The organism is Acinetobacter sp. AS167 (genome assembly GCF_037152175.1).
In the GTDB taxonomy this organism is placed as follows: Bacteria; Pseudomonadota; Gammaproteobacteria; order Pseudomonadales; family Moraxellaceae; genus Acinetobacter.
The window spans coordinates 124,900-144,234 of the sequence record NZ_JBBCMP010000008.1; the positions used below are offsets into that span (position 1 = coordinate 124,900).

A 19,335-nucleotide genomic window follows, 5' to 3' on the forward strand; every position below is an offset into this window, starting at 1 on the left:
AAAATACTTAAAAATCGTAATTTAGTGTTCGAATGTTTTTCGCCCTCCCATGGGCCTATGTAGAAAGAAGGGTACGCTATGCACATGCCATCGCCTAACACTGTAGCTCCCGCTCAAGGTTTATACCAACCGGATGAGTTTAAAGATAACTGTGGTTTCGGCTTGATTGCCCATATGCAGGGTGATGCGAGTCATGACTTAGTCAAGACCGCAATTCATAGTCTAAGCTGTATGACGCACCGTGGTGGTATTGCCGCAGATGGTAAGACCGGTGATGGTTGTGGTTTGCTCTTGGCTATGCCTAAAGCATTTTTCCGTGAAGAAGCAAAAAAAATCAGTGACATTACACTGAGTGAAATTTTTGCAGTAGGGACTATATTTTTAAATTTAGATCCAGCACTTGCGGCCCATGCAAAGCAAATTCTAACCCATGAAATTGAAGAAGAAGGTTGTCGAGTCATTGGTTGGCGTGTAGTTCCTACCAATAATGATGCATTGGGTTCAATCGCAATGCAGTCTTTACCTGCATTTGAACAAATTTTTGTAAATTGCCCAATGGGTGTGACTGAGGTTGAATTTAACCGTAAGTTACTTATGGCACGTCGTCGTGCAGAACAACAATTAACAACAGATCCATATTTTTATGTGACAACACTGTGCTCTACAGTGATTACATATAAAGGCTTAATGATGCCTGCATATATTGCAGAATTCTATACAGATCTTGCCGATGAACGTTTAGATTCACACATTGTGGTATTCCATCAGCGTTTCTCGACCAATACTTTACCACGTTGGCCATTGGCACAGCCTTTCCGTTATTTGGCACATAATGGTGAAATTAATACCATTACTGCAAACCGTAACTGGGCAGTAGCACGTACACCAAAATTTGAAAACCCATTATTACCAGGCATTACTGAGTTGAATCCGATTGTAAATCGTACTGGTTCAGATTCATCAAGTATGGACAATATGCTTGAGCTACTTGTGGGTGGTGGCATGGATCTATTCCGTGCATTACGTATGCTTGTTCCACCAGCGTGGCAAAACGTTGAAACATTAGATGCGGATTTACGTGCATTTTATGAATTTAACTCTAAGCATATGGAAGCTTGGGATGGTCCAGCAGGTCTGGTGATCCAAGATGGTCGTCATGCAATTTGTATGCTAGACCGTAATGGCTTACGCCCTGCACGTTGGGTGATTACTAAAAATGGTTATATCACTTTGGCATCAGAAATTGGTGTGTGGGGTTATGAACCTGAAGATGTGATCTCTAAAGGCCGTGTGGGCCCTGGTCAAATTCTTGTAATTGATACGTTGACTGGAAAATTGCTGGATACCAAAGATGTGAGTAATCATCTGAAAAAAATGCGTCCTTACCGTGAATGGTTACGTGAAAACTCAGTTCGCTTGCAAGGTAGTCCAGAGCTTGAAGAATATTTATGTGATCAAGGCTTAAAAGGCGATGACCTAAAAGCAGCTCAAAAAATGTTCATGGTCACATTTGAAGAGCGTGATCAACTGCTTCGTCCAATCGCTGAAAGTGGACAGGAAGCGGTAGGTTCAATGGGTGATGATACACCAATGGCGGTATTGTCTCGTCAAGTACGTCATGTGACAGATTATTTCCGTCAGCAATTTGCGCAAGTGACTAATCCACCGATTGACCCATTACGTGAATCAATAGTCATGTCATTGGAAACATGTTTTGGGCGTGAGCAAAATGTATTTGAACAAGGCCCAGAGCACGCAGATCGTTTAATTGTATCGAGCCCAGTCCTTTCAAATTCTAAAATGCATCAGATTCGTACCCTTGGCCGTAAAGGTTACGAAATTGCAGATATCGATTTGAATTACCCTGTGGCTGAAGGTCTTGAAGCCGCAATCTCACGTATTTGTGAAGAAGCAGCACAGGCGATTCGCGATGGCAAAACCTTATTGGTCATTTCAGATCGTAAAATCCGTGAAGGCTTTTTACCCGCAAATGCTGCAATGGTGACTGGTGCAATTCATCACTTCTTGATTAATGCTGGTTTACGTACCGATGCAAACATCATTGTTGAAACAGCACTTGCCCGTGATGCGCATCAGTTTGCCGTAATCTTAGGTTTTGGTGCAACTGCGATTTATCCATATTTGGCTTACGATGTGATCAATGATTTGATTGCTAAAGGTGAATTATTAGGTGATCCAATTCATGCCCAAGCGAACTTCCGTAAAGGTATTGATAAAGGTTTACTTAAAGTCCTTTCAAAAATGGGGATTTCAACAGTCGCATCTTATCGTGGTGGGCAGTTATTTGAAGCAGTAGGTTTATCTGAAGAAGTTGTTAGTAAGTGCTTTACAGGGGTGCCAAGCCGTATTAAAGGTGCAACATTTATTGACCTTGAAAATGACTTGAAAAAACTAGCAGACATTGCTTGGAAAGCACGTAAGCCAATTGAACAAGGTGGTTTGCTCAAGTTTGTGTTTGATAAGGAATACCATGCATTTAATCCTGATGTGATCAATGCGTTGCATAAATCTGTACGTTCAGGTAATTATGCTGACTTTAAAGAATACGCAGAATTGGTGAATACACGTCCAATTGCGACGATTCGTGACTTATTGAAACTAAAAACTGATCATTCTATTCCTTTAGAAGCAGTTGAATCAGTTGAAGAAATCCTGCCACGTTTTGACTCTGCTGGTATGTCTTTAGGTGCATTGTCACCAGAGGCACATGAAGCCATTGCGATCGCAATGAATACGATCGGTGGTCGTTCGAACTCAGGTGAGGGCGGTGAAGATCCTGCACGTTATGGTACCATCCGTAACTCTAAAATTAAGCAAATTGCTTCAGGTCGTTTTGGTGTAACACCAGCATATTTAACCTCTGCTGAAGTGTTACAGATCAAAGTAGCGCAAGGTGCAAAACCTGGTGAAGGCGGTCAGTTACCTGGCGGTAAAGTGAATGGATTAATTGCACGTTTACGCTACTCGGTTCCAGGGGTGACTTTGATTTCACCACCACCGCACCATGATATTTATTCTATTGAAGATTTATCGCAGCTGATCTTTGACTTAAAGCAAGTCAATCCACAAGCCATGGTATCTGTAAAACTAGTATCGGAGCCAGGAGTGGGGACAATTGCAGCAGGTGTTGCAAAAGCCTATGCAGACTTCATTACCATTTCTGGATATGACGGTGGTACAGCTGCTTCACCTTTATCGTCTATTCACCATGCTGGTTCGCCATGGGAATTGGGTCTTTCAGAAGCGCATCAAGCACTTCGTGTTAATGACCTGCGCGGTAAAGTACGTGTACAAACCGATGGTGGCTTGAAAACCGGTTTAGATGTAGTAAAAGCTGCGATTCTGGGTGCGGAGAGCTTTGGTTTTGGTTCTACCCCAATGATCGCGCTTGGATGTAAATATCTGCGTATTTGTCACTTAAATAACTGTGCAACAGGTGTGGCAACTCAGCAAGATCATTTACGTCAAGAACATTATATTGGCGAGCCAGAAATGCTGATTAATTTCTTCCACTTTATTGCGGAAGAAACACGTGAATGGTTGGCGGCTTTAGGTGTTGCATCATTGAAAGATTTGATCGGTCGTACTGATCTACTTGAGATGTTGCCGGGTGAAACGGATAAACATGCGCATTTAGATTTAAGTGCATTGTTAGAATCACACCCATCTGCGGAAGGCAAAGCGCAATATTGCCAAGTACAAGGCAATGAACCATTTGATAAGGGTATTCTTGCCGAAAAAATGGTGGCAGAAATGCTACCAGCGATTGAAGCAAGTACTGGTGGTGAGTTCCATTTTACCGTGGGTAACTGTGACCGTTCAATTGGTGCGCGTCTCTCAGGTGAAATTGCCAAACGTTATGGCAACCTCAGTATGGAAGCACATCCTGTTAAAGTGAATTTAAAAGGAACTGCGGGTCAGTCATTGGGTGTATGGAATGCTGGTGGTTTGCATATCAGCCTTGAAGGTGATGCAAACGACTATGTGGGCAAAGGTATGGCAGGTGGTCGAGTATCGATCTTCCCACCAAAAGGTTCACCATTCCAAACTCAAGAAACGGCAATTATCGGCAATACCTGTTTGTATGGTGCAACAGGCGGTAAATTATTTGCTGCGGGTACAGCGGGCGAGCGTTTTGCTGTACGTAACTCTGGCGCGTTTGCCGTCATTGAAGGTGCAGGCGACCATTGCTGTGAATATATGACAGGCGGTATCGTGACTGTACTGGGTAAAGTTGGACACAATTTTGGTGCAGGTATGACCGGTGGTTTTGCTTATGTACTTGACTTGGATAACGACTTTGTTGATTACTACAACCACGAATTGATTGAATTAAACCGTATTTCTACAGAAGCGATGGAAGAACATCAAGAATTCTTACTTCGTATCTTAGATGAACACATTGCTGAAACAGGTAGTGCTTGGGCGTACAAGATTCGCAACGAGTTTGATTTCTATAGCCGTAAATTCTGGCTTGTGAAACCAAAAGCGGCTAATTTACAAACGCTTTTGAAAACAACTCAAGCAGATCCACAATAATTCCACTACTCAAATTTTAGGTAGGTGTGGATAACTTCGCAGATATACACAAGCGAATGAAGTTATCCACGCTCACCCACGGAGAGAGACATGGCTGAACGCCTGAATAATGACTTTCAATTTCTGGATGTAGCACGCCAAGATCCAGAGAAAAAAGATATTAATGTCCGCAAAGCAGAGTTTGTGGAAATTTATAAACCTTTTACAGCGGAAGTTGCAGCAAACCAGACCCACCGTTGTTTAGGCTGTGGTAACCCATATTGTGAATGGAAATGTCCTGTACATAATTATATTCCAAACTGGTTAAAACTGATTGCAGAAGGACGTATTTTCCAAGCGGCTGAGCTTTGCCATCAAACCAATACCTTGCCAGAAGTATGTGGTCGGGTATGTCCACAAGACCGTTTATGTGAGGGTGCTTGTACCCTGAATGATGGTTTTGGTGCTGTGACCATTGGTAATGCAGAAAAATATATCAATGATACCGCCTTTGCTTTGGGCTGGCGTCCAGATATGTCATCGGTAAAATGGACCAACAAAAAAGTTGCCATTATCGGTGCAGGTCCAGCAGGCTTAGGGTGTGCAGATATTTTAGTGCGTAATGGGGTAAAACCTGTTGTATTTGACAAGCGTCCTGAAATTGGTGGATTGCTTACTTTTGGTATTCCAGAATTTAAAATGGAAAAAGACGTGATGAAACGCCGCCGTGAAATTTTCACAGGTATGGGGGTTGAATTCCGCTTAAATACTGAAATTGGTACAGATATTACGATTGACCAACTGCTTGCAGACTATGATGCTGTATTCATGGGTATGGGAACTTATACCTATATGAAAGGTGGTTTTGCAGGTGAAGATTTTGATGGTGTTTATGATGCACTTGATTTCTTAATTGCAAATGTTAACCGCACACAAGGATGGGAAAAAGACCCGTCTGAATACATCAGTGTTCAGGGCAAAAAAGTCATCGTTCTAGGCGGTGGTGATACGGCAATGGACTGTAACCGTACTTCAATCCGTCAGGGCGCAGAATCAGTAACCTGTGCTTACCGTCGTGATGAAGAAAATATGCCAGGCTCACGTCGAGAAGTGAAGAATGCGCGTGAAGAAGGGGTGGACTTCCAGTTCAACCGTCAGCCGATCGAAATCGTCGGTGAAAATGGTAAAGTGACGGGTGTAAAAGTTGTGACTACCCAGTTGGGTGACCCAGATAGCCGTGGTCGTCGTAGTCCTGAGCCGATTCCAGGATCTGAAGAAGTTTTACCCGCAGATGCGGTATTACTGGCTTTTGGTTTCCGTACTAGCCCAGCAGAATGGTTTGCTGGTGCAAATATTGGGCTAGATGGTTCTGGCCGAGTCATTGCTGCTGAAAAACAACAATTCAAATTCCAAACCTCTAATCCAAAAATCTTTGCGGGTGGAGATATGGTACGTGGTTCTGATTTGGTGGTGACTGCAATCTGGGAAGGTCGTGAAGCTGCTGAAGGGATTTTGGATTATCTTGATGTTTAATTTTTAGATACTAAATAACAGCTATTTAAGAGCCCGCAGTCATGCGGGCTTTTTAATGCAGCAAACTCAAAAAATTAATTTGAGTCAATCATTTGCAGATAATGATTTAACTTTAAGCTATGTTGTTTTGCTCGAGTTCTTATTTCAGCATGTGTATGCCCTAAAACAGTTGAAATATTATATAAGAACACGGGTTTTAAATATTCCATTCCGGTATAAAGCGCTGATTTTTGAATTGGAGATAAAAAGTCCTCCAATAATGAATGCTGTTGTTCCGTATTAAAATTCTGCTCAGGTTGACCAATGGTCATACTCAGCAAAAGCTTTTTATGTTTAAGCTTGTCTCCTTTAGAACCATAGGCAAATTGATGTGTAAATACCTGATCAAACCAAATTTTTAAAATGGCAGGTATACTGAACCAGTACATAGGACATTGTAAAATAATCAGCTCATGTCTTAATAGCGCGCTTTGTTCAGCAGCAATATCAATTTGATAATCTGGATATAAATCATGAATATGACGAATTTCTAAATCAGTTTGAGTTCTTGATAATTCATCGACAATGGTTTTATTTGCGACAGATTCAGTAAAACTGGGATGCGCTAAAATCAGTAATGCCATCTTGGTTTTTCCAACTATAAAAATTATAGTGAATATAAATATTATAGTTTTTATGTACAATAACTATCCATTTTGATAGCTGGATGAAAAAATGAATACTGAGCAAAATACATGTGAAGTGACCTTTCACGATAAGACTTATCACTGTCCGATTAGCATGGTGATGGATTTAATCGGTGGGAAATGGAAAACCGTGATTCTCTATTACTTAAAAGAGCAATCAAAACGCTTTAATCAACTTAAGCGTGATATGCCAGATATCACAGAAATGACCTTAAGTTTGCAACTTAAGCAACTGGAAAAGAATGGTTTTATTTCCAGAACCGTATTTGGTGACAAGCCTCCAGTCAAAGTGGTGTATGAATTAACTGCATTTGGTCAAACATTTATTCCTGTACTGGATGCTTTATCTGCTTGGGCACATGGTTTTTCAGCGCAAAGCTAATTCAAAGTGATGGCGTTAAAAGAAGCAGTTTTAAAGATTAAATCAGCTATAAAAGGCGATGAGTAGAGTGGTTTGGTCATAAAATTTGCCAATCACACTAAAGCAACAATTTGTTTTTTATACAAAAAATTCCTAGACGAATCCTGTTTGTTTGAGTTCTATAAAACACATGCTTTTTTGAATGTTTATATGACGTTGCAAGCATAAATATTTATAAATTGAGTTCTAATTTTGAATGGATCCTATGTGATTGTTTTAAAAATTAAAACATAATTCAATCTGATTGAAAAATGTCATTTAAGTCAATAAAAGCATGCTTATAAATCTCGATTTTAGGCTTTGTGTAAACGATAAAGCACTTTTTGTGAAGATAATAAATATATTTATTTTTAATAAATTTAATTTTATCAATATCTTATATTTTTAATTTTTTTGGATTTTTAATTGAGCCATGTGTTTTCTTGAAAATGATATTTTAGGTCAACTGTGTGGATGATTCTGCAATATACAAATATTGAGATTGTGCCAATATAGCTTAAATTCAGACAAATGTAGGATTATCCTTATGTCAACAGTTCAAGCGACGGCAGAAAAATCATATTTAAATCGTCCTAAAGCTATTGGTATCAAAGTCCGTAAACCAAGCTTTAACCCAAAAGCAATTCGCAGACATTTTTTTGCCAATTCTCCTGTGATGTCACATTTATTGACTGCGCTTTCTTCAACATTTCCGATTGGTGAGCAGTTCTTTGTACATAGTGTGCGTAATGTACGTGACAAAATCACGGATGAAAAATTGCAAGCGCAAATTGCAGCATTTATTGGTCAAGAGGCCATGCACTCCAAAGCCCATACGGAATTCAATGATGCATGGCGCCGTGATGATTATAACTTAGACAGTTTCCAAGCATGGTTGGCGCGTCGAGATACACTGATTAAAAGTGTACATCCGAAATTACAACTTGCTGTTACCGCAGCTTTTGAACATTTTACTGCATTATTGGGCGGCTATATTCTTCGTCACCCTGAAGTTTTAAGCACTCTAGATGATGATGCCGTTAAGCTTTGGGTATGGCATGCAATCGAAGAAATTGAGCATCGTGCAGTGGCATTTGATGTATATCAGGCGATTTATAAAGATGATCGTACTCGTCGTACAGTAATGCGTAATGTGACTACGGGTTTTGCAAGTTTAACGTTTTATTCGGCTACCCGTTTGTTTATGCAAGACTGGAGAAAAAGTCTACCAAAAGTGCCGCAAAATATCTTTGGAGTATATATGATTTCTAAAATGTTGATTTCACTGATTCCTGAATATTTATCTTATTACAAATCTGACTTTCATCCTGATGAAATTGATTATTCGAAGATTGTGGCGTACTGGAAAGAAAAGCTGGCAGATGATTATGGAATGGAAAGTTTCCAAGAAGAAGTTCATCTGCCGTTATATAGTTAAGACAATGCTTTAGATCAAAGGGCTAATTTATATGATTGGCTCTTTTAGTTTTCTTGCTGACGTTGATGGATACTTTCTAAAGTATCGACCATAGTGCGGGTCATTTGGTCAATTTCATAATTGAGTTTGCCACCAATTTGGACATGTTTAAATGTCGTCAAACGTAAGGTTTCTGGGATTAAATCCACTGAAATTTCATTGGTTTTCCGATCCACACGATTGACTGTTAAACTACAACCTTGCAGTCCAATAAAGCCTTTTTTAAAGAAGTATTTGATATTGTCATCTGGAATAACGATATCAATGTGTAGTGTTTCACCGGTATGAACCACATCTTTAATGGTTGCCATACCTTCGATATGCCCAAAAATATTGTGCCCACCGTTTTCCATGCCAGCTTTGATAGATCTTTCGATATTGACTTCATCACCAATTTTTAAAAATTGTAATGTGGTGAGAGACGTGGTCAATGCTGAAACATCGAATGAGGCTATATTTGCAACAGCATCAAAACTTGTTGCGGTTAGGCATGTACCATCGATTGCGACACTGGCGCCAATAAAAACATCATTTAAAAAGCCATTTTCATTGGAAATATAAAGGGTTGTAAAATTATCACCTTGTTGGATGTTTACAACTTTTTCTAAGCCTTGAACGATACCTGTATACATCGCTGATCTCTTTTATTTAGCTGATTTTTATTGTACAGATTTCATTGAAGAGGACTAGGGCTGAATTTTAGATTTATGTTGTATAGAAGAGTCTAACATCATACTTAGATGACTTTTTAAAAGAGAATGAATATAGCAGTAAGGATTGCAAAGACTTATTTTATAGTGAAAAGTTTATATAGTTTGATGATAATGTATTTCAGACGATCTAAGCTTGATTGTGGCTTAAATTGGACTAAGTCAGTATGTACCTAGACTCAGTCCAATTTAATTTAGCCAACCAACCAATCAACAATCAGTCAGAAAATGAATTAAATCTTATCTTTAAACTGTTTTATGATTTTTTGACGTTGCCATGGTAAAGGACGATTAATCGCTTCAGGTACATCACCAGAGGTTGAACGTAGACGTAAATGAATTGCCGCCTGCGCAATCAAATTTGCCGATACGGGAGCTGTAATAAAGGCAAGCAGTGTGATCAATAACTCTGCAAAACCTAAACGACTGTTAAATGCTGCGTAAATCATTCCTGCAATTAAAAAACTGCCTAAACCCAAGGTACTGGATTTGGTCGGTGCATGTAGACGCATAAATAAGTCTGGTAATTTGACCATACCTATGCCACCCACCAAAGTAAAAAACGCACCAACAATCAAGAAGAATGAAACGATGATTTCCATGACAATTTGCATATTATTTTCCATGTACTTTCTCCTTAATCAACCACATGACCCGTTGTAAAATAACGAGCCAGTGCAGCAGTTGAAACAAAGCCCAGCATTGCAACCAATAATGCGCCTTCAAACATTGAGGTACTTGCCCAATAAATGCCAAGAATGACAACTAAGCAGGTTGCATTTAAAAACAATGTATCCAATGCCAGTAATCGATCTACGATAGAAGGGCCCATCACCAAACGGACCAAACATAACAACATGGAGATGGTCACTGCGAGCAGGCAAATACCAAGTGCATAAGGTAAAATACTCATGAACGTGCTCCTCGTTGCAGGTCAAAGATTTCGATTAAAGGAACTTCATAGCGGGCTTTAATCGCTTGAATTTCTGCGTCTACATCATCACAACTTAGTGCATGAACCAAAATATCACCACGTTCTTGATCAATCCCAGCACTGACTGTACCTGGGGTCGTGGTAATGATCATCGCCAATAAAGTATTAACATGTTCATGGTCGGTTTCCAAAGGAACTCGAAACCATTTCGGGGTGAGATTTTTGGTTGGACCTAAGACTTGTTTAGCAACTTTGATATTACTGATGACGATGTCCCATAGCACCACAAAAAATAATTGAATGGCGCTTTTCCAATGAATATTGGGCGTATGAATGATAAAAGGTTGAATCAGTTTAGGGATGAGTAATCCCAAGCTAATCGCTACAACAATATCAAAACTTTCAGCGCTATGATTCAACATGAGCCAACTCATTGCCACAATTACCGACACAAAAGGATGGGGCAAAATACGAGCGAATAATGATTTATTTTGCATTTATTGCTCCATTGGCTTAAGTTGAGTATTTTCAACATGTTGTTGCTGTTCTTGTCCCTGAATTTGACGTTGTTTAAATTCAGAAATATGTTCACCTTTTAAGGTTTCAGGGCTAATAATATACGGAATATAGTGTGCATTTTGATCAATCATTTCACCGTTGTATTTTGTTTCAGGGACATAGTTTGGATCGAAGGGCTGTACACTAATGGTTTCCCCATGCCCATCCATTTTTAAAATACTGTGTTGATAAATAGATGTATCAGAAATTTGCAACGCTGTTTTTTCAATATAATTTAAAATCGGAGCTGCACAAACCACATAGGCAATCAGTCCTGCCAGTAATAGGTAAACGCTTTTGTCGTTACGTACAGGGGCTTGCTCGGGTAAAGCTTGATAGGCTTTATAAGCATCTTCTTTCGGATTGTCTTCAGGTGTTGTTGCTCGCCAAAATAAGATAAATCCGACGCGTGTAAATGCAACAATACTTAAAAAACTCACAATCAAGATAATTGCAATAATCCAACCTTGCGCAGCCAAATTTGCAGTTGCCTGTAAGATTAAGACTTTACCTAAAAAACCGCTAAATGGTGGTAAACCTGCCATTATCAAAGCGATGAGGAAGAACGTTATGGCAATGACTTTATCTTGCTTCATCTTCGGCGCCACTTTGAGATGATCTTTGAATGCGCCACGCTGTGAGGTAATCCAACCACAAAGCAAATAGAATGAGGCCGCAATGATGGTACTGTGAACGAGGTAATATAACCCAGCCGTCCATGCTTTTATGTTAAACATGGCAATGGCAACTAAAATAGTTCCGACTGAGGATAACACCATAAAGCCAACAAAGCGGCGTAAGCGTTCAGCTGCAAGCGCACCAATCACACCATATAATGAAGTTACTAAACCAATTGGTAATAAGTAATTGCTAAAGATCGTTTGACCAAGTTCATCATTAAAGACAGTGCCATTGACCCGTAAAATTGCATACACACCTACTTTGGTCATAATAGTGAAAATAGCAGCAACGGGTGTCGCGGCAACAGCATAGGTTTTTGGTAACCAGAAACCCACAGGTAACATCGCTGCTTTGATGCCAAATACAACAAATAGAAGCAAACCACCTGCTATAGCAAGACGATGTTGATCATGTTCCAAGGTTGGTAATAAACGGCCGACATCCGCCATATTCAAACTGCCCACACTGCCATAAATCATGCCTAAACCGATGAGGAATAGGGCAGAAGCCAGTAAGTTGATGGTGACGTAGTGAATACCTAATTGAAAACGGGCTTTACCTTGACCATGTAACAGTAAGACATAAGATGCCATTAGTAATATTTCAAAAAATACAAAGAGGTTAAATAAGTCACCTGTTAAGAATGCACCACTCAACCCCATTAACAGAAGATGAAACATGGCATGAAAATAACGACCACGTTCGTCCCATTCTTTGCTGGCAAACCATAATACAGGCGCTGCAAGAGTGTAGGTGAGCACCAACATTAACGCGGATAAGCGATCCAGTACCAAGACAATCCCAAAAGGTGCCGACCACTCAGCGAGTTGATAAACAAAGATTTTCCCTGTATTGGCTTGAATAAGATAAGCAATAGCAGTGGCAAGTCCAAGGATAACCGAAATTAAGCTAATGCCACGACGCCAAGGTTGGCGCCAATCATGTTTTAAAGCACCAGAACCAGGATTGCCTAATAAAATCAGCAAAAAGCCTGTAAATGCAGGAATCAAAATACTCAGGATTGGAGAGTGAGCATACCAAAAATCTAAAAAGCTGGTCATTATGGCTCATCCTCACGTGGGTCAAAATTACTCGGTTCCTCTTTGGTATCGACATGGTCTGTTCCTGACTCATAACGACTGCGTAATGCTAACTGAACAATAAAAGCAGTTGTCGCAAAGCCAATAACAATTGCAGTTAATACCAAGGCTTGGGGCAAAGGGTCAGTGACTTTGGTCGCTTGAGTTAAAATTGCAGGTGAACTGATTTGTATTCTTCCCATTGCAAACAGGAAAATATTGACTGCATAGCCAATCATTGCCAATCCAAGAACAACAGGAAAGGTACGGGCACGAAGAATGAGATAAATTCCTGAGGCAACCAATAATCCAATCGCAGATGCAATTAAAAATTCTAAACTGATCATGCATTACTCCTTGGGTACTGGACCAGACATACTTGAATGTCTGGAGTCGCCTAAAACAGAAATGAGAAGCATTGCTGCACCAACAACCGTGACGTATACGCCAAGATCAAAACCAGCAGCAGAGGCAAAATGGAATTTGCCAAACAGTCCTGATTCCACATAAACATGTGCACTGGTGAGAAATGGACGTGCCCAGAACCAAGATGCAAGGCCTGAAATTCCAGCAATGATCAGCCCTAAACCAATCCAGATTTCATATAAACGACCCGATTGAGCACGTAGCATTTTTTCAGCATGATCTTGTCCCATCGCAATATATTGAATGACCAATGCCATAGAGGTAATCAAGCCTGCAATGAAACCACCACCAGGATAATTATGTCCTCGTAGGAAGATATACAGACTTACCACAAGCGCAACCGGTAGTACCCATGAAGCCGTCATACGGAACATCAACGGAGATGGATTGAAGCGATAGCTCAGACCTTGAGTGATGGTGGTGCCATGTGCCCGCATTCCATCCATCATACATAGTGCACCAATGGCTGCGATGCCCAATACAGCAATTTCACCAAATGTATCAAAACCACGGAAATCAACCAAAATGACATTGACGATGTTTGAGCCGCCACCTAAAGGAATGGACTGCTGAACAAAGAACCATGAAATCGAATTATGATCACGTGTCATGATCAACCATGTAATCCAACCGATACCAATACCACCACCAATTGCAATGATTGCGTCACGCCAACGACGTGTTTGGCTGGACTCATAAGGGGTTAATTGAGGAAGTAGTGATAAACTCATCAATAGCAGAACTGTTGTGACAACATCCACGGTAATTTGTGTCAGTGCTAAGTCTGGCGCAGAGAGAGTGATGAAAATCATTGTCACGACCAAACCAATTGCACCACTAATCAGAACCGCTTTGATACGTTCATGGTGAAACCACAGCATCATCCAGCAGGCAGAGAACAATAACAACCACAGCACGATTGCAGTAAAGGGTGCATGTGTGAGTTCACGTGTTCCTGTCGTTAAATTTTGGTTGATCAATGGTGTGGCAACCACGGCAATACTTAAGGCCAAAATCCACAATAAATAGTTCTGTAATGAGCCAGTTTCAGTTTTTTTCTTAATTTTGCGTGAAATCAGCAGGAGATTTTTAAGGAAATCTTCAAATAATAATTTGCCTTGGAAACGACCTAAGCGTGGATCAAGATCAATTTCACGAATTCGCCCGCCTTTGGCCATGGCGAAATAGAAAATTACGCCACCAATTAAGGCAATTGCGCTCATCAGTAACGGTAAATTAAAGCCATGCCAGATGGCTAAATGAACCCCTTCAAAACTTGCAATTTGTGTTGATGCGCGTGTTCCGGCATTGACAATGTTTTCAACCAACAGCGCAGGAATGATCCCCACTAAAATACATAAAGTTGCCAATATGATTGCTGGAATTCGCATACCGATTGGCGGCTCATGGGCATTTTTATTGGGAACATCACGCCCCACATCACCATCAAAAAACACACCATGTACCAAACGAACTGAATAAGCAACCGCAAATAAACCTGCCAATGTAGCGATAATCGCTGCCAACACAACATAGCCACCAGATAAGTTTGCCAATAGCTCAGTAAAGAACATTTCTTTCGAGATAAAGCCATTGGTCAAAGGTACACCGGCCATACTTGCAGCGGTAATCATGGTTAATGTTGCTGTAAATGGAAGAAATTGCCATAGTCCACTTAACTTTCTTAAATCACGTGTACCAGACTCATGGTCAATGATCCCCGCCAGCATAAATAATGCCGCTTTAAAGGTTGCATGATTGATGATATGGAAAACTGCAGCAGCCACGGCTAAAGGTGAACCTATACCCAAAAGGCACATGATCAAGCCTAAATGACTGATGGTTGAATAAGCCAGTAAGCCTTTTAAATCTTCTTTAAAGATGGCAAAAAATGCCGCCATACATAAGGTCAGCAGACCAATTGTGGTGACAAGATTATGGAACAATGCCGAGCCAACAAAGATTGGCAATAAGCGTGCAACCAGAAAAATCCCTGCTTTTACCATAGTTGCTGAATGCAGATAGGCGGATACAGGGGTTGGTGCTGCCATGGCATTGGGGAGCCAGAAATGGAAGGGAAATTGCGCACTTTTAGTAAACGCACCCAATAAAATCAACAATAAAGCGGGAACAAATAAACCACTATTTTGAATTGTACTCGCCATCATGGTGAGTTGGTCAATTTGATAGGTTCCTGCGATTTGACCAATCAGAATAAAGCCACCCAGCATGGCTAAGCCACCCATACCAGTGATGGTCAGCGCCATCCGTGCACCACGTTGCGCAGCGTCGTAGTTACTCCAATAGCCCACCAGCAAGAACGATGAAATACTGGTCAATTCCCAAAAAACCAATAAAATAATTAAATTATTCGACAAAGAAATGCCCAACATTGCGGCCATAAACAGCATCAACAATGCATAGAGCTTACTCAGAGAATTTTTCGGGTTTAGATAATAATAGGCATAGATATAAATCAGTGTACCGATCCCCGTGATCAGCAATGAAAAAATTAAACTTAAAGCATCTAATCGGAAACTAAAATCAATACCAATTTGAGGTAGCCATTGCCACTGCTCTAAAACGGCTTGTCCACTTAATACTGTTTTCGCTTGAGTCAGTAGCAGGATAAAACTGCTTAAACTGACCCCGATTGCCCCTAAAGCTGTTACCCCGCGAGAGAATTGCTTCAGCCACAGAACAACGATAGTGCCAAGTATTAATGGTAAAAGAATAATAATCGGAAGCACACGCGTATCCATTGTCGTGAATAGGTCGTGAAACCTATGTGAATCTTATCTTTCAAGGATTTGAGGAATGCAAGGAACAGTCCAATAACTTAAATCTTGAAAGCCGAATTAAATTAGTAATTAAAAAATGAGTTGTGTTGCGCAACTTGAGAAAGCGATTAGAAAATCAATTTGCATTGAAAAATCTAATTTAAATTGATTTTTTCATCTTATTACATGAGTAGAATAACATCAATTTATTTTGTCGTTTTTTACGCAAACATTTGTAATTATACGCTTCATATGACTTTTTGCTGCTTGAAAATCATGCTGTAACAATCAATCTATGTTGTATTGAATTTTATACAACAATGAATATGAACGTGAATATATTCATGATTTGAGAAAGGAGTATAAAAGACAGTGTCATGCGATTAATGATCATTCATTGTCTGATATTGACGTCTTTAGGCTGAGTTATTTCTTATAATAAGAACTTATGTGAAGCTTGGTCATCACCAGATTGGATTAAACGTTTTAATTCGGTTTTTTGTTCTTCAGTAAGGTGTTTAAACTGCTCAAAAAGTTGTTGAACATTGACTGGCAGATTGGGTTCGGGTTCAAGTAAATCTTGTTCAGAGGTTTCTGGGATTTCTTTGAGCAAGTTTGCATAAATATCTTGGTATTCTTGCCATACTTTATTGTTCTGAATTTCATAAAGCTTTTTATTGTCCAATTTAAAACATTGATATTCGTCGGCTTGCTCAAGCAGTTCTTCATGACTGGCTGTGGCAATGATCTGTAAACGAGGAAAGGCTTGATTTAAACGATCGAGAATTAACTGAAGGCCAAATTGGTCTAAATCAACATCAATTTGATCAATCAGTAAGATGCCTTCACCTTCTTCACAAGGATAAAGACTTAAAGGATTGAGTATGCACATACGACGCACCAAATCACCGACTAAGGCCAGCCAATTTTTAACCGTATTCGACAGTTGTGAGTAAGTCAGACTTTGATTTTTATAAGTGACCATCAGTTGTAATTTGGGCTGATACTCTAAATAGAGATCTGTGACTTCAGGAAGGACAATACTCAAGCTTTGCTTTAAGGCTTTTAAGCTGGGTGCATGTAACTGAGCACGGGCTTGAAATAAAATACTTTGAAAATCCTCATCGCTTTGATTTGAAGATTCTTTTTGCGCTAAAACACTTTGAAAAAGTTGTGCGATTTGTGCATTTTCAATATCACTGATTTCGCGAAACCATTCGAAAAATCGTGCAAAGGTGGTATATGGAATCGGTACTAATTCATAGGCATAGTGCGCTTGTAAAATAATAGGATTATTTTTATTGAGAATATTCACTTCATTTACAAATCGTTCAGCAGGGTAGTAGGCAATTAAAGGTAAGCCTTGAACAGGATCTTTTTTGAGTACTAGATTATAACGTTCTACCAGCTGTTCGAGTTGTGCTAAGTCAACTTTACTCAGACCAACACCAGAACTATTTAAGGTTTTATATAGTTGCCAATGACAAGTTTGCGGATCTTGTTCTGCTGTTGCAGTGCTTTCTGCAAGTTGACCAAACTCTATTGGGAATTTGATTTTAACATCTATTTTGGATTGTACTCGATCTTGCATAATGTCTTGGTCGAGCATTACCACACCAGGGGTGCGCAAATCTTTTAGACGTGCAGGAAACCAAGTCAAAGCTTGGTAAATATTTTTAATAATTGCCGTTTTACCACTGGCTTGTTCGCCAACAATTAAACTGATTGGTTTGTTTTTATAATTAAAGTCTATTTTTAAATCAGCAAAATGGTATGTGTGGCGAAAATGAATTGCTGCTAGTTTCATAGGATACCTGAAAATTGACTGACAGCATAAAAAGCTGTTGATATTTTCACCTTGCGATTTTTTTCGCTGATACAGATGAGTGAGTCAAAAACCTTATGCTGTTGCTTTATTTTTAAATGGCGCTTTTACTTTCAATTGTTGCACGAGATCATAGATGTGATGAATATTTAAGCTGACCTTTGCCCGTGTACAGGCGACATATAACAGCCTTAATTCTTCATCGCTGATTTTATGTTCTAAACCGTTTATTTTAAATTGGTAATCATCTTCGATATGTACACGATTCCATTCTAGCCCTTTGGCCTTATGTGCAGTTGAAATCACATAATCAGCTTGCTCTATTGGGGTTATTTTAGCAAGTGCTTTTTTGAGAGGTTCCGTACCGTGATCGTCAACCAATTTGACTAAGGGTTTGATATCACTGCCATCGTTGGTTTCACAGTATTCATGTACATCATGCCAAGAGTTAAACCAAGCCAGTTCAGGCACATCAACAACACGTTTGCCTTGTTTAAGCAAACTTGCCGCATCAACAAAACGGTTGAGTTTTGCATGATCGGCTTGTAATCCAACCTTATCGCCTTGCACGAGACCAGAAAGTAGTAACTCCATTGCGCGTGCATTGGTACGACATAAAATCGCATCACGCATTTTGGTATGTGGTTTATTGACCACACTCGATTTCATTTCAGGGTTGCCCAATAAAGGCACAGTTTCATCCAATGCACCGAGCAAATGATTGGCCACATCTGCAATCGCATCACCAAAACGGAATGAAGTGGTTAAACGAGATTCAGGAAGTGGCATTTGTTGCATGGCATTGACCGCACCACGCCACGCATAAATTTGTTGATGTGCATCACCCACATAAATCACTTGAGTATTACGCTGGCGCAATAAAATACCAAGCATTAATGGATCGGCATCTTGTGCTTCATCAAAGAGTACATAATCTGCTGGAATAAATGGGTCTGATAATGCCCAGAGTTTTAAATAAATATCATGACCTATGCCTGCTTGATGATTGGTATCAATCGACTCTAACCAACGTCTTTCTACAGCAGGGTAAAGGTGTTTTTGTAAAGACTCGATATCATCTGCATGCAGCCAACTTGGTGCTTGGATATGACGTGGTGCTGGATATTGTGAGCTGGTCGAGCAGAAATAACTTACAGCATTGGCCACTAAACTCGCTAAACGACTGGGCATTAGCACATATTTTTCATAACGCCCGCCCATTAAACGTCTAAGTGTGATGGGTTCGAGGCGATATTCTTTGGCAATAAAACTGGGACTTAAACGCGGCAGGCGTAATTTATCGGTGACTCCACGCGACACACTACGAAACGCCAAAGAGTGGAAGGTGCGGCAATCTACATTTTGATGAAATTTATTCTGTGCTTCTGTGGCAATTGCCTTATTAAAGGCCAAATACATCCCACGGCGCTCCGTCATCGCATCACTGATTAACTGCAAAGTCGTGGTTTTACCTGTGCCAGCATAGGCAATCACTTTAAATGATTGTCCTTTTTTCGCTTCTGCGATTGCAAAGCTTTGCTCAGATGTGGGTGTAAAAGAATAAGGCACAGTATTTATAAAATCTTATTAGCTTGAAAATTCAATATGGGACAGAGTATAGCAAAAATTGCTCAGCACTAGGGTGAAATCTAACAAGATGTTATTTAAACGACTGTGCTAAGAATCTGTGGAGCGTATCCTGATCAT

Annotated in this window: 14 protein-coding genes; 4 read left to right on the top strand and 10 right to left on the bottom strand. The window is 40.0% G+C overall.

Annotated features, from left to right (window positions below; genetic code table 11):
* Nucleotides 1-84 precede the first annotated feature (84 nt).
* A complete protein-coding gene (gene gltB, locus WFN33_RS14155) occupies nt 85-4,560 on the top strand; it encodes a glutamate synthase large subunit (protein WP_336953698.1) in 4,476 nt (1,491 codons plus the stop codon).
* A gap of 90 nt (nt 4,561-4,650) precedes the next feature.
* Entirely contained in the window at nt 4,651-6,072 is a 1,422-nt protein-coding gene (locus tag WFN33_RS14160; protein ID WP_004725441.1) for an FAD-dependent oxidoreductase, read from the top strand.
* A 74-nt stretch (nt 6,073-6,146) separates the two neighbouring features.
* On the opposite strand, the gene WFN33_RS14165 is transcribed toward WFN33_RS14160, so the two are convergent.
* Entirely contained in the window at nt 6,147-6,695 is a 549-nt protein-coding gene (locus WFN33_RS14165) for an NAD(P)H-dependent oxidoreductase (RefSeq protein WP_336953699.1), read from the bottom strand.
* Between the two features lie 91 nt (nt 6,696-6,786).
* Here WFN33_RS14165 and WFN33_RS14170 point away from each other — a divergent pair, with 91 nt between their 5' ends.
* Nucleotides 6,787-7,140, top strand: coding sequence for a winged helix-turn-helix transcriptional regulator (locus WFN33_RS14170; protein WP_336953700.1), 354 nt, complete (start codon nt 6,787-6,789; stop codon nt 7,138-7,140).
* Nucleotides 7,141-7,705: 565 nt separating this feature from the next.
* On the top strand, nt 7,706-8,596 hold the full coding sequence (locus WFN33_RS14175) for a metal-dependent hydrolase (protein ID WP_336953701.1): 891 nt from the start codon (nt 7,706-7,708) through the stop codon (nt 8,594-8,596).
* Between the two features lie 44 nt (nt 8,597-8,640).
* On the opposite strand, the gene WFN33_RS14180 is transcribed toward WFN33_RS14175, so the two are convergent.
* The 9 genes from WFN33_RS14180 to WFN33_RS14220 all read right to left on the bottom strand — a co-directional run bounded on the left by WFN33_RS14180 (nt 8,641) and on the right by WFN33_RS14220 (nt 19,197).
* Nucleotides 8,641-9,267 carry a riboflavin synthase subunit alpha gene (locus tag WFN33_RS14180; protein WP_336953702.1) on the bottom strand — a complete coding sequence of 209 codons (627 nt, stop codon included), beginning with the start codon at nt 9,265-9,267 and terminating at the stop codon, nt 8,641-8,643.
* Nucleotides 9,268-9,578: 311 nt separating this feature from the next.
* Entirely contained in the window at nt 9,579-9,959 is a 381-nt protein-coding gene (locus WFN33_RS14185; protein WP_034615073.1) for a Na+/H+ antiporter subunit G, read from the bottom strand.
* 23 nt (nt 9,960-9,982) lie between these two features.
* Nucleotides 9,983-10,258 (bottom strand): monovalent cation/H+ antiporter subunit F, encoded by a 276-nt coding sequence (locus WFN33_RS14190; protein WP_004816687.1) that lies wholly within the window; start codon nt 10,256-10,258, stop codon nt 9,983-9,985.
* Nucleotides 10,255-10,776 (bottom strand): Na+/H+ antiporter subunit E, encoded by a 522-nt coding sequence (locus WFN33_RS14195; protein ID WP_336953703.1) that lies wholly within the window; start codon nt 10,774-10,776, stop codon nt 10,255-10,257. The genes WFN33_RS14190 and WFN33_RS14195 overlap by 4 nt, the downstream gene beginning before the upstream one ends.
* On the bottom strand, nt 10,777-12,579 hold the full coding sequence (locus WFN33_RS14200; protein WP_336953704.1) for a monovalent cation/H+ antiporter subunit D: 1,803 nt from the start codon (nt 12,577-12,579) through the stop codon (nt 10,777-10,779).
* Nucleotides 12,579-12,944 (bottom strand): Na+/H+ antiporter subunit C, encoded by a 366-nt coding sequence (locus WFN33_RS14205; RefSeq protein WP_336953705.1) that lies wholly within the window; start codon nt 12,942-12,944, stop codon nt 12,579-12,581. Before WFN33_RS14205 ends, WFN33_RS14200 begins: the two co-directional genes overlap by 1 nt.
* 3 nt (nt 12,945-12,947) lie before the next feature.
* The gene (locus WFN33_RS14210) at nt 12,948-15,785 is read right to left on the bottom strand and encodes a monovalent cation/H+ antiporter subunit A (protein WP_336953706.1); all 2,838 of its coding nucleotides are present in this window, start codon (nt 15,783-15,785) and stop codon (nt 12,948-12,950) included.
* 451 nt (nt 15,786-16,236) lie between these two features.
* On the bottom strand, nt 16,237-17,610 hold the full coding sequence (locus WFN33_RS14215; RefSeq protein WP_336953707.1) for an ATP-binding protein: 1,374 nt from the start codon (nt 17,608-17,610) through the stop codon (nt 16,237-16,239).
* Between the two features lie 93 nt (nt 17,611-17,703).
* Nucleotides 17,704-19,197 (bottom strand): UvrD-helicase domain-containing protein, encoded by a 1,494-nt coding sequence (locus WFN33_RS14220; RefSeq protein WP_004725463.1) that lies wholly within the window; start codon nt 19,195-19,197, stop codon nt 17,704-17,706.
* Between the last annotated feature and the right edge of the window lie 138 nt (nt 19,198-19,335).

What these genes read in the sequence shown, in the direction of transcription:
- WFN33_RS14180 (WP_336953702.1), bottom strand. Translation starts at nt 9,267, where the DNA reads ATGTATACAGGTATCGTTCAAGGCTTAGAAAAAGTTGTAAACATCCAA.
- WFN33_RS14210 (WP_336953706.1), bottom strand. Translation starts at nt 15,785, where the DNA reads ATGGATACGCGTGTGCTTCCGATTATTATTCTTTTACCATTAATACTT.
- WFN33_RS14160 (WP_004725441.1), top strand. Translation starts at nt 4,651, where the DNA reads ATGGCTGAACGCCTGAATAATGACTTTCAATTTCTGGATGTAGCACGC.
- WFN33_RS14170 (WP_336953700.1), top strand. Translation starts at nt 6,787, where the DNA reads ATGAATACTGAGCAAAATACATGTGAAGTGACCTTTCACGATAAGACT.
- WFN33_RS14175 (WP_336953701.1), top strand. Translation starts at nt 7,706, where the DNA reads ATGTCAACAGTTCAAGCGACGGCAGAAAAATCATATTTAAATCGTCCT.
- WFN33_RS14215 (WP_336953707.1), bottom strand. Translation starts at nt 17,610, where the DNA reads ATGAAACTAGCAGCAATTCATTTTCGCCACACATACCATTTTGCTGAT.
- WFN33_RS14205 (WP_336953705.1), bottom strand. Translation starts at nt 12,944, where the DNA reads ATGATCAGTTTAGAATTTTTAATTGCATCTGCGATTGGATTATTGGTT.
- WFN33_RS14195 (WP_336953703.1), bottom strand. Translation starts at nt 10,776, where the DNA reads ATGCAAAATAAATCATTATTCGCTCGTATTTTGCCCCATCCTTTTGTG.
- WFN33_RS14200 (WP_336953704.1), bottom strand. Translation starts at nt 12,579, where the DNA reads ATGACCAGCTTTTTAGATTTTTGGTATGCTCACTCTCCAATCCTGAGT.
- gltB (WP_336953698.1), top strand. Translation starts at nt 85, where the DNA reads ATGCCATCGCCTAACACTGTAGCTCCCGCTCAAGGTTTATACCAACCG.
- WFN33_RS14190 (WP_004816687.1), bottom strand. Translation starts at nt 10,258, where the DNA reads ATGAGTATTTTACCTTATGCACTTGGTATTTGCCTGCTCGCAGTGACC.
- WFN33_RS14165 (WP_336953699.1), bottom strand. Translation starts at nt 6,695, where the DNA reads ATGGCATTACTGATTTTAGCGCATCCCAGTTTTACTGAATCTGTCGCA.
- WFN33_RS14185 (WP_034615073.1), bottom strand. Translation starts at nt 9,959, where the DNA reads ATGCAAATTGTCATGGAAATCATCGTTTCATTCTTCTTGATTGTTGGT.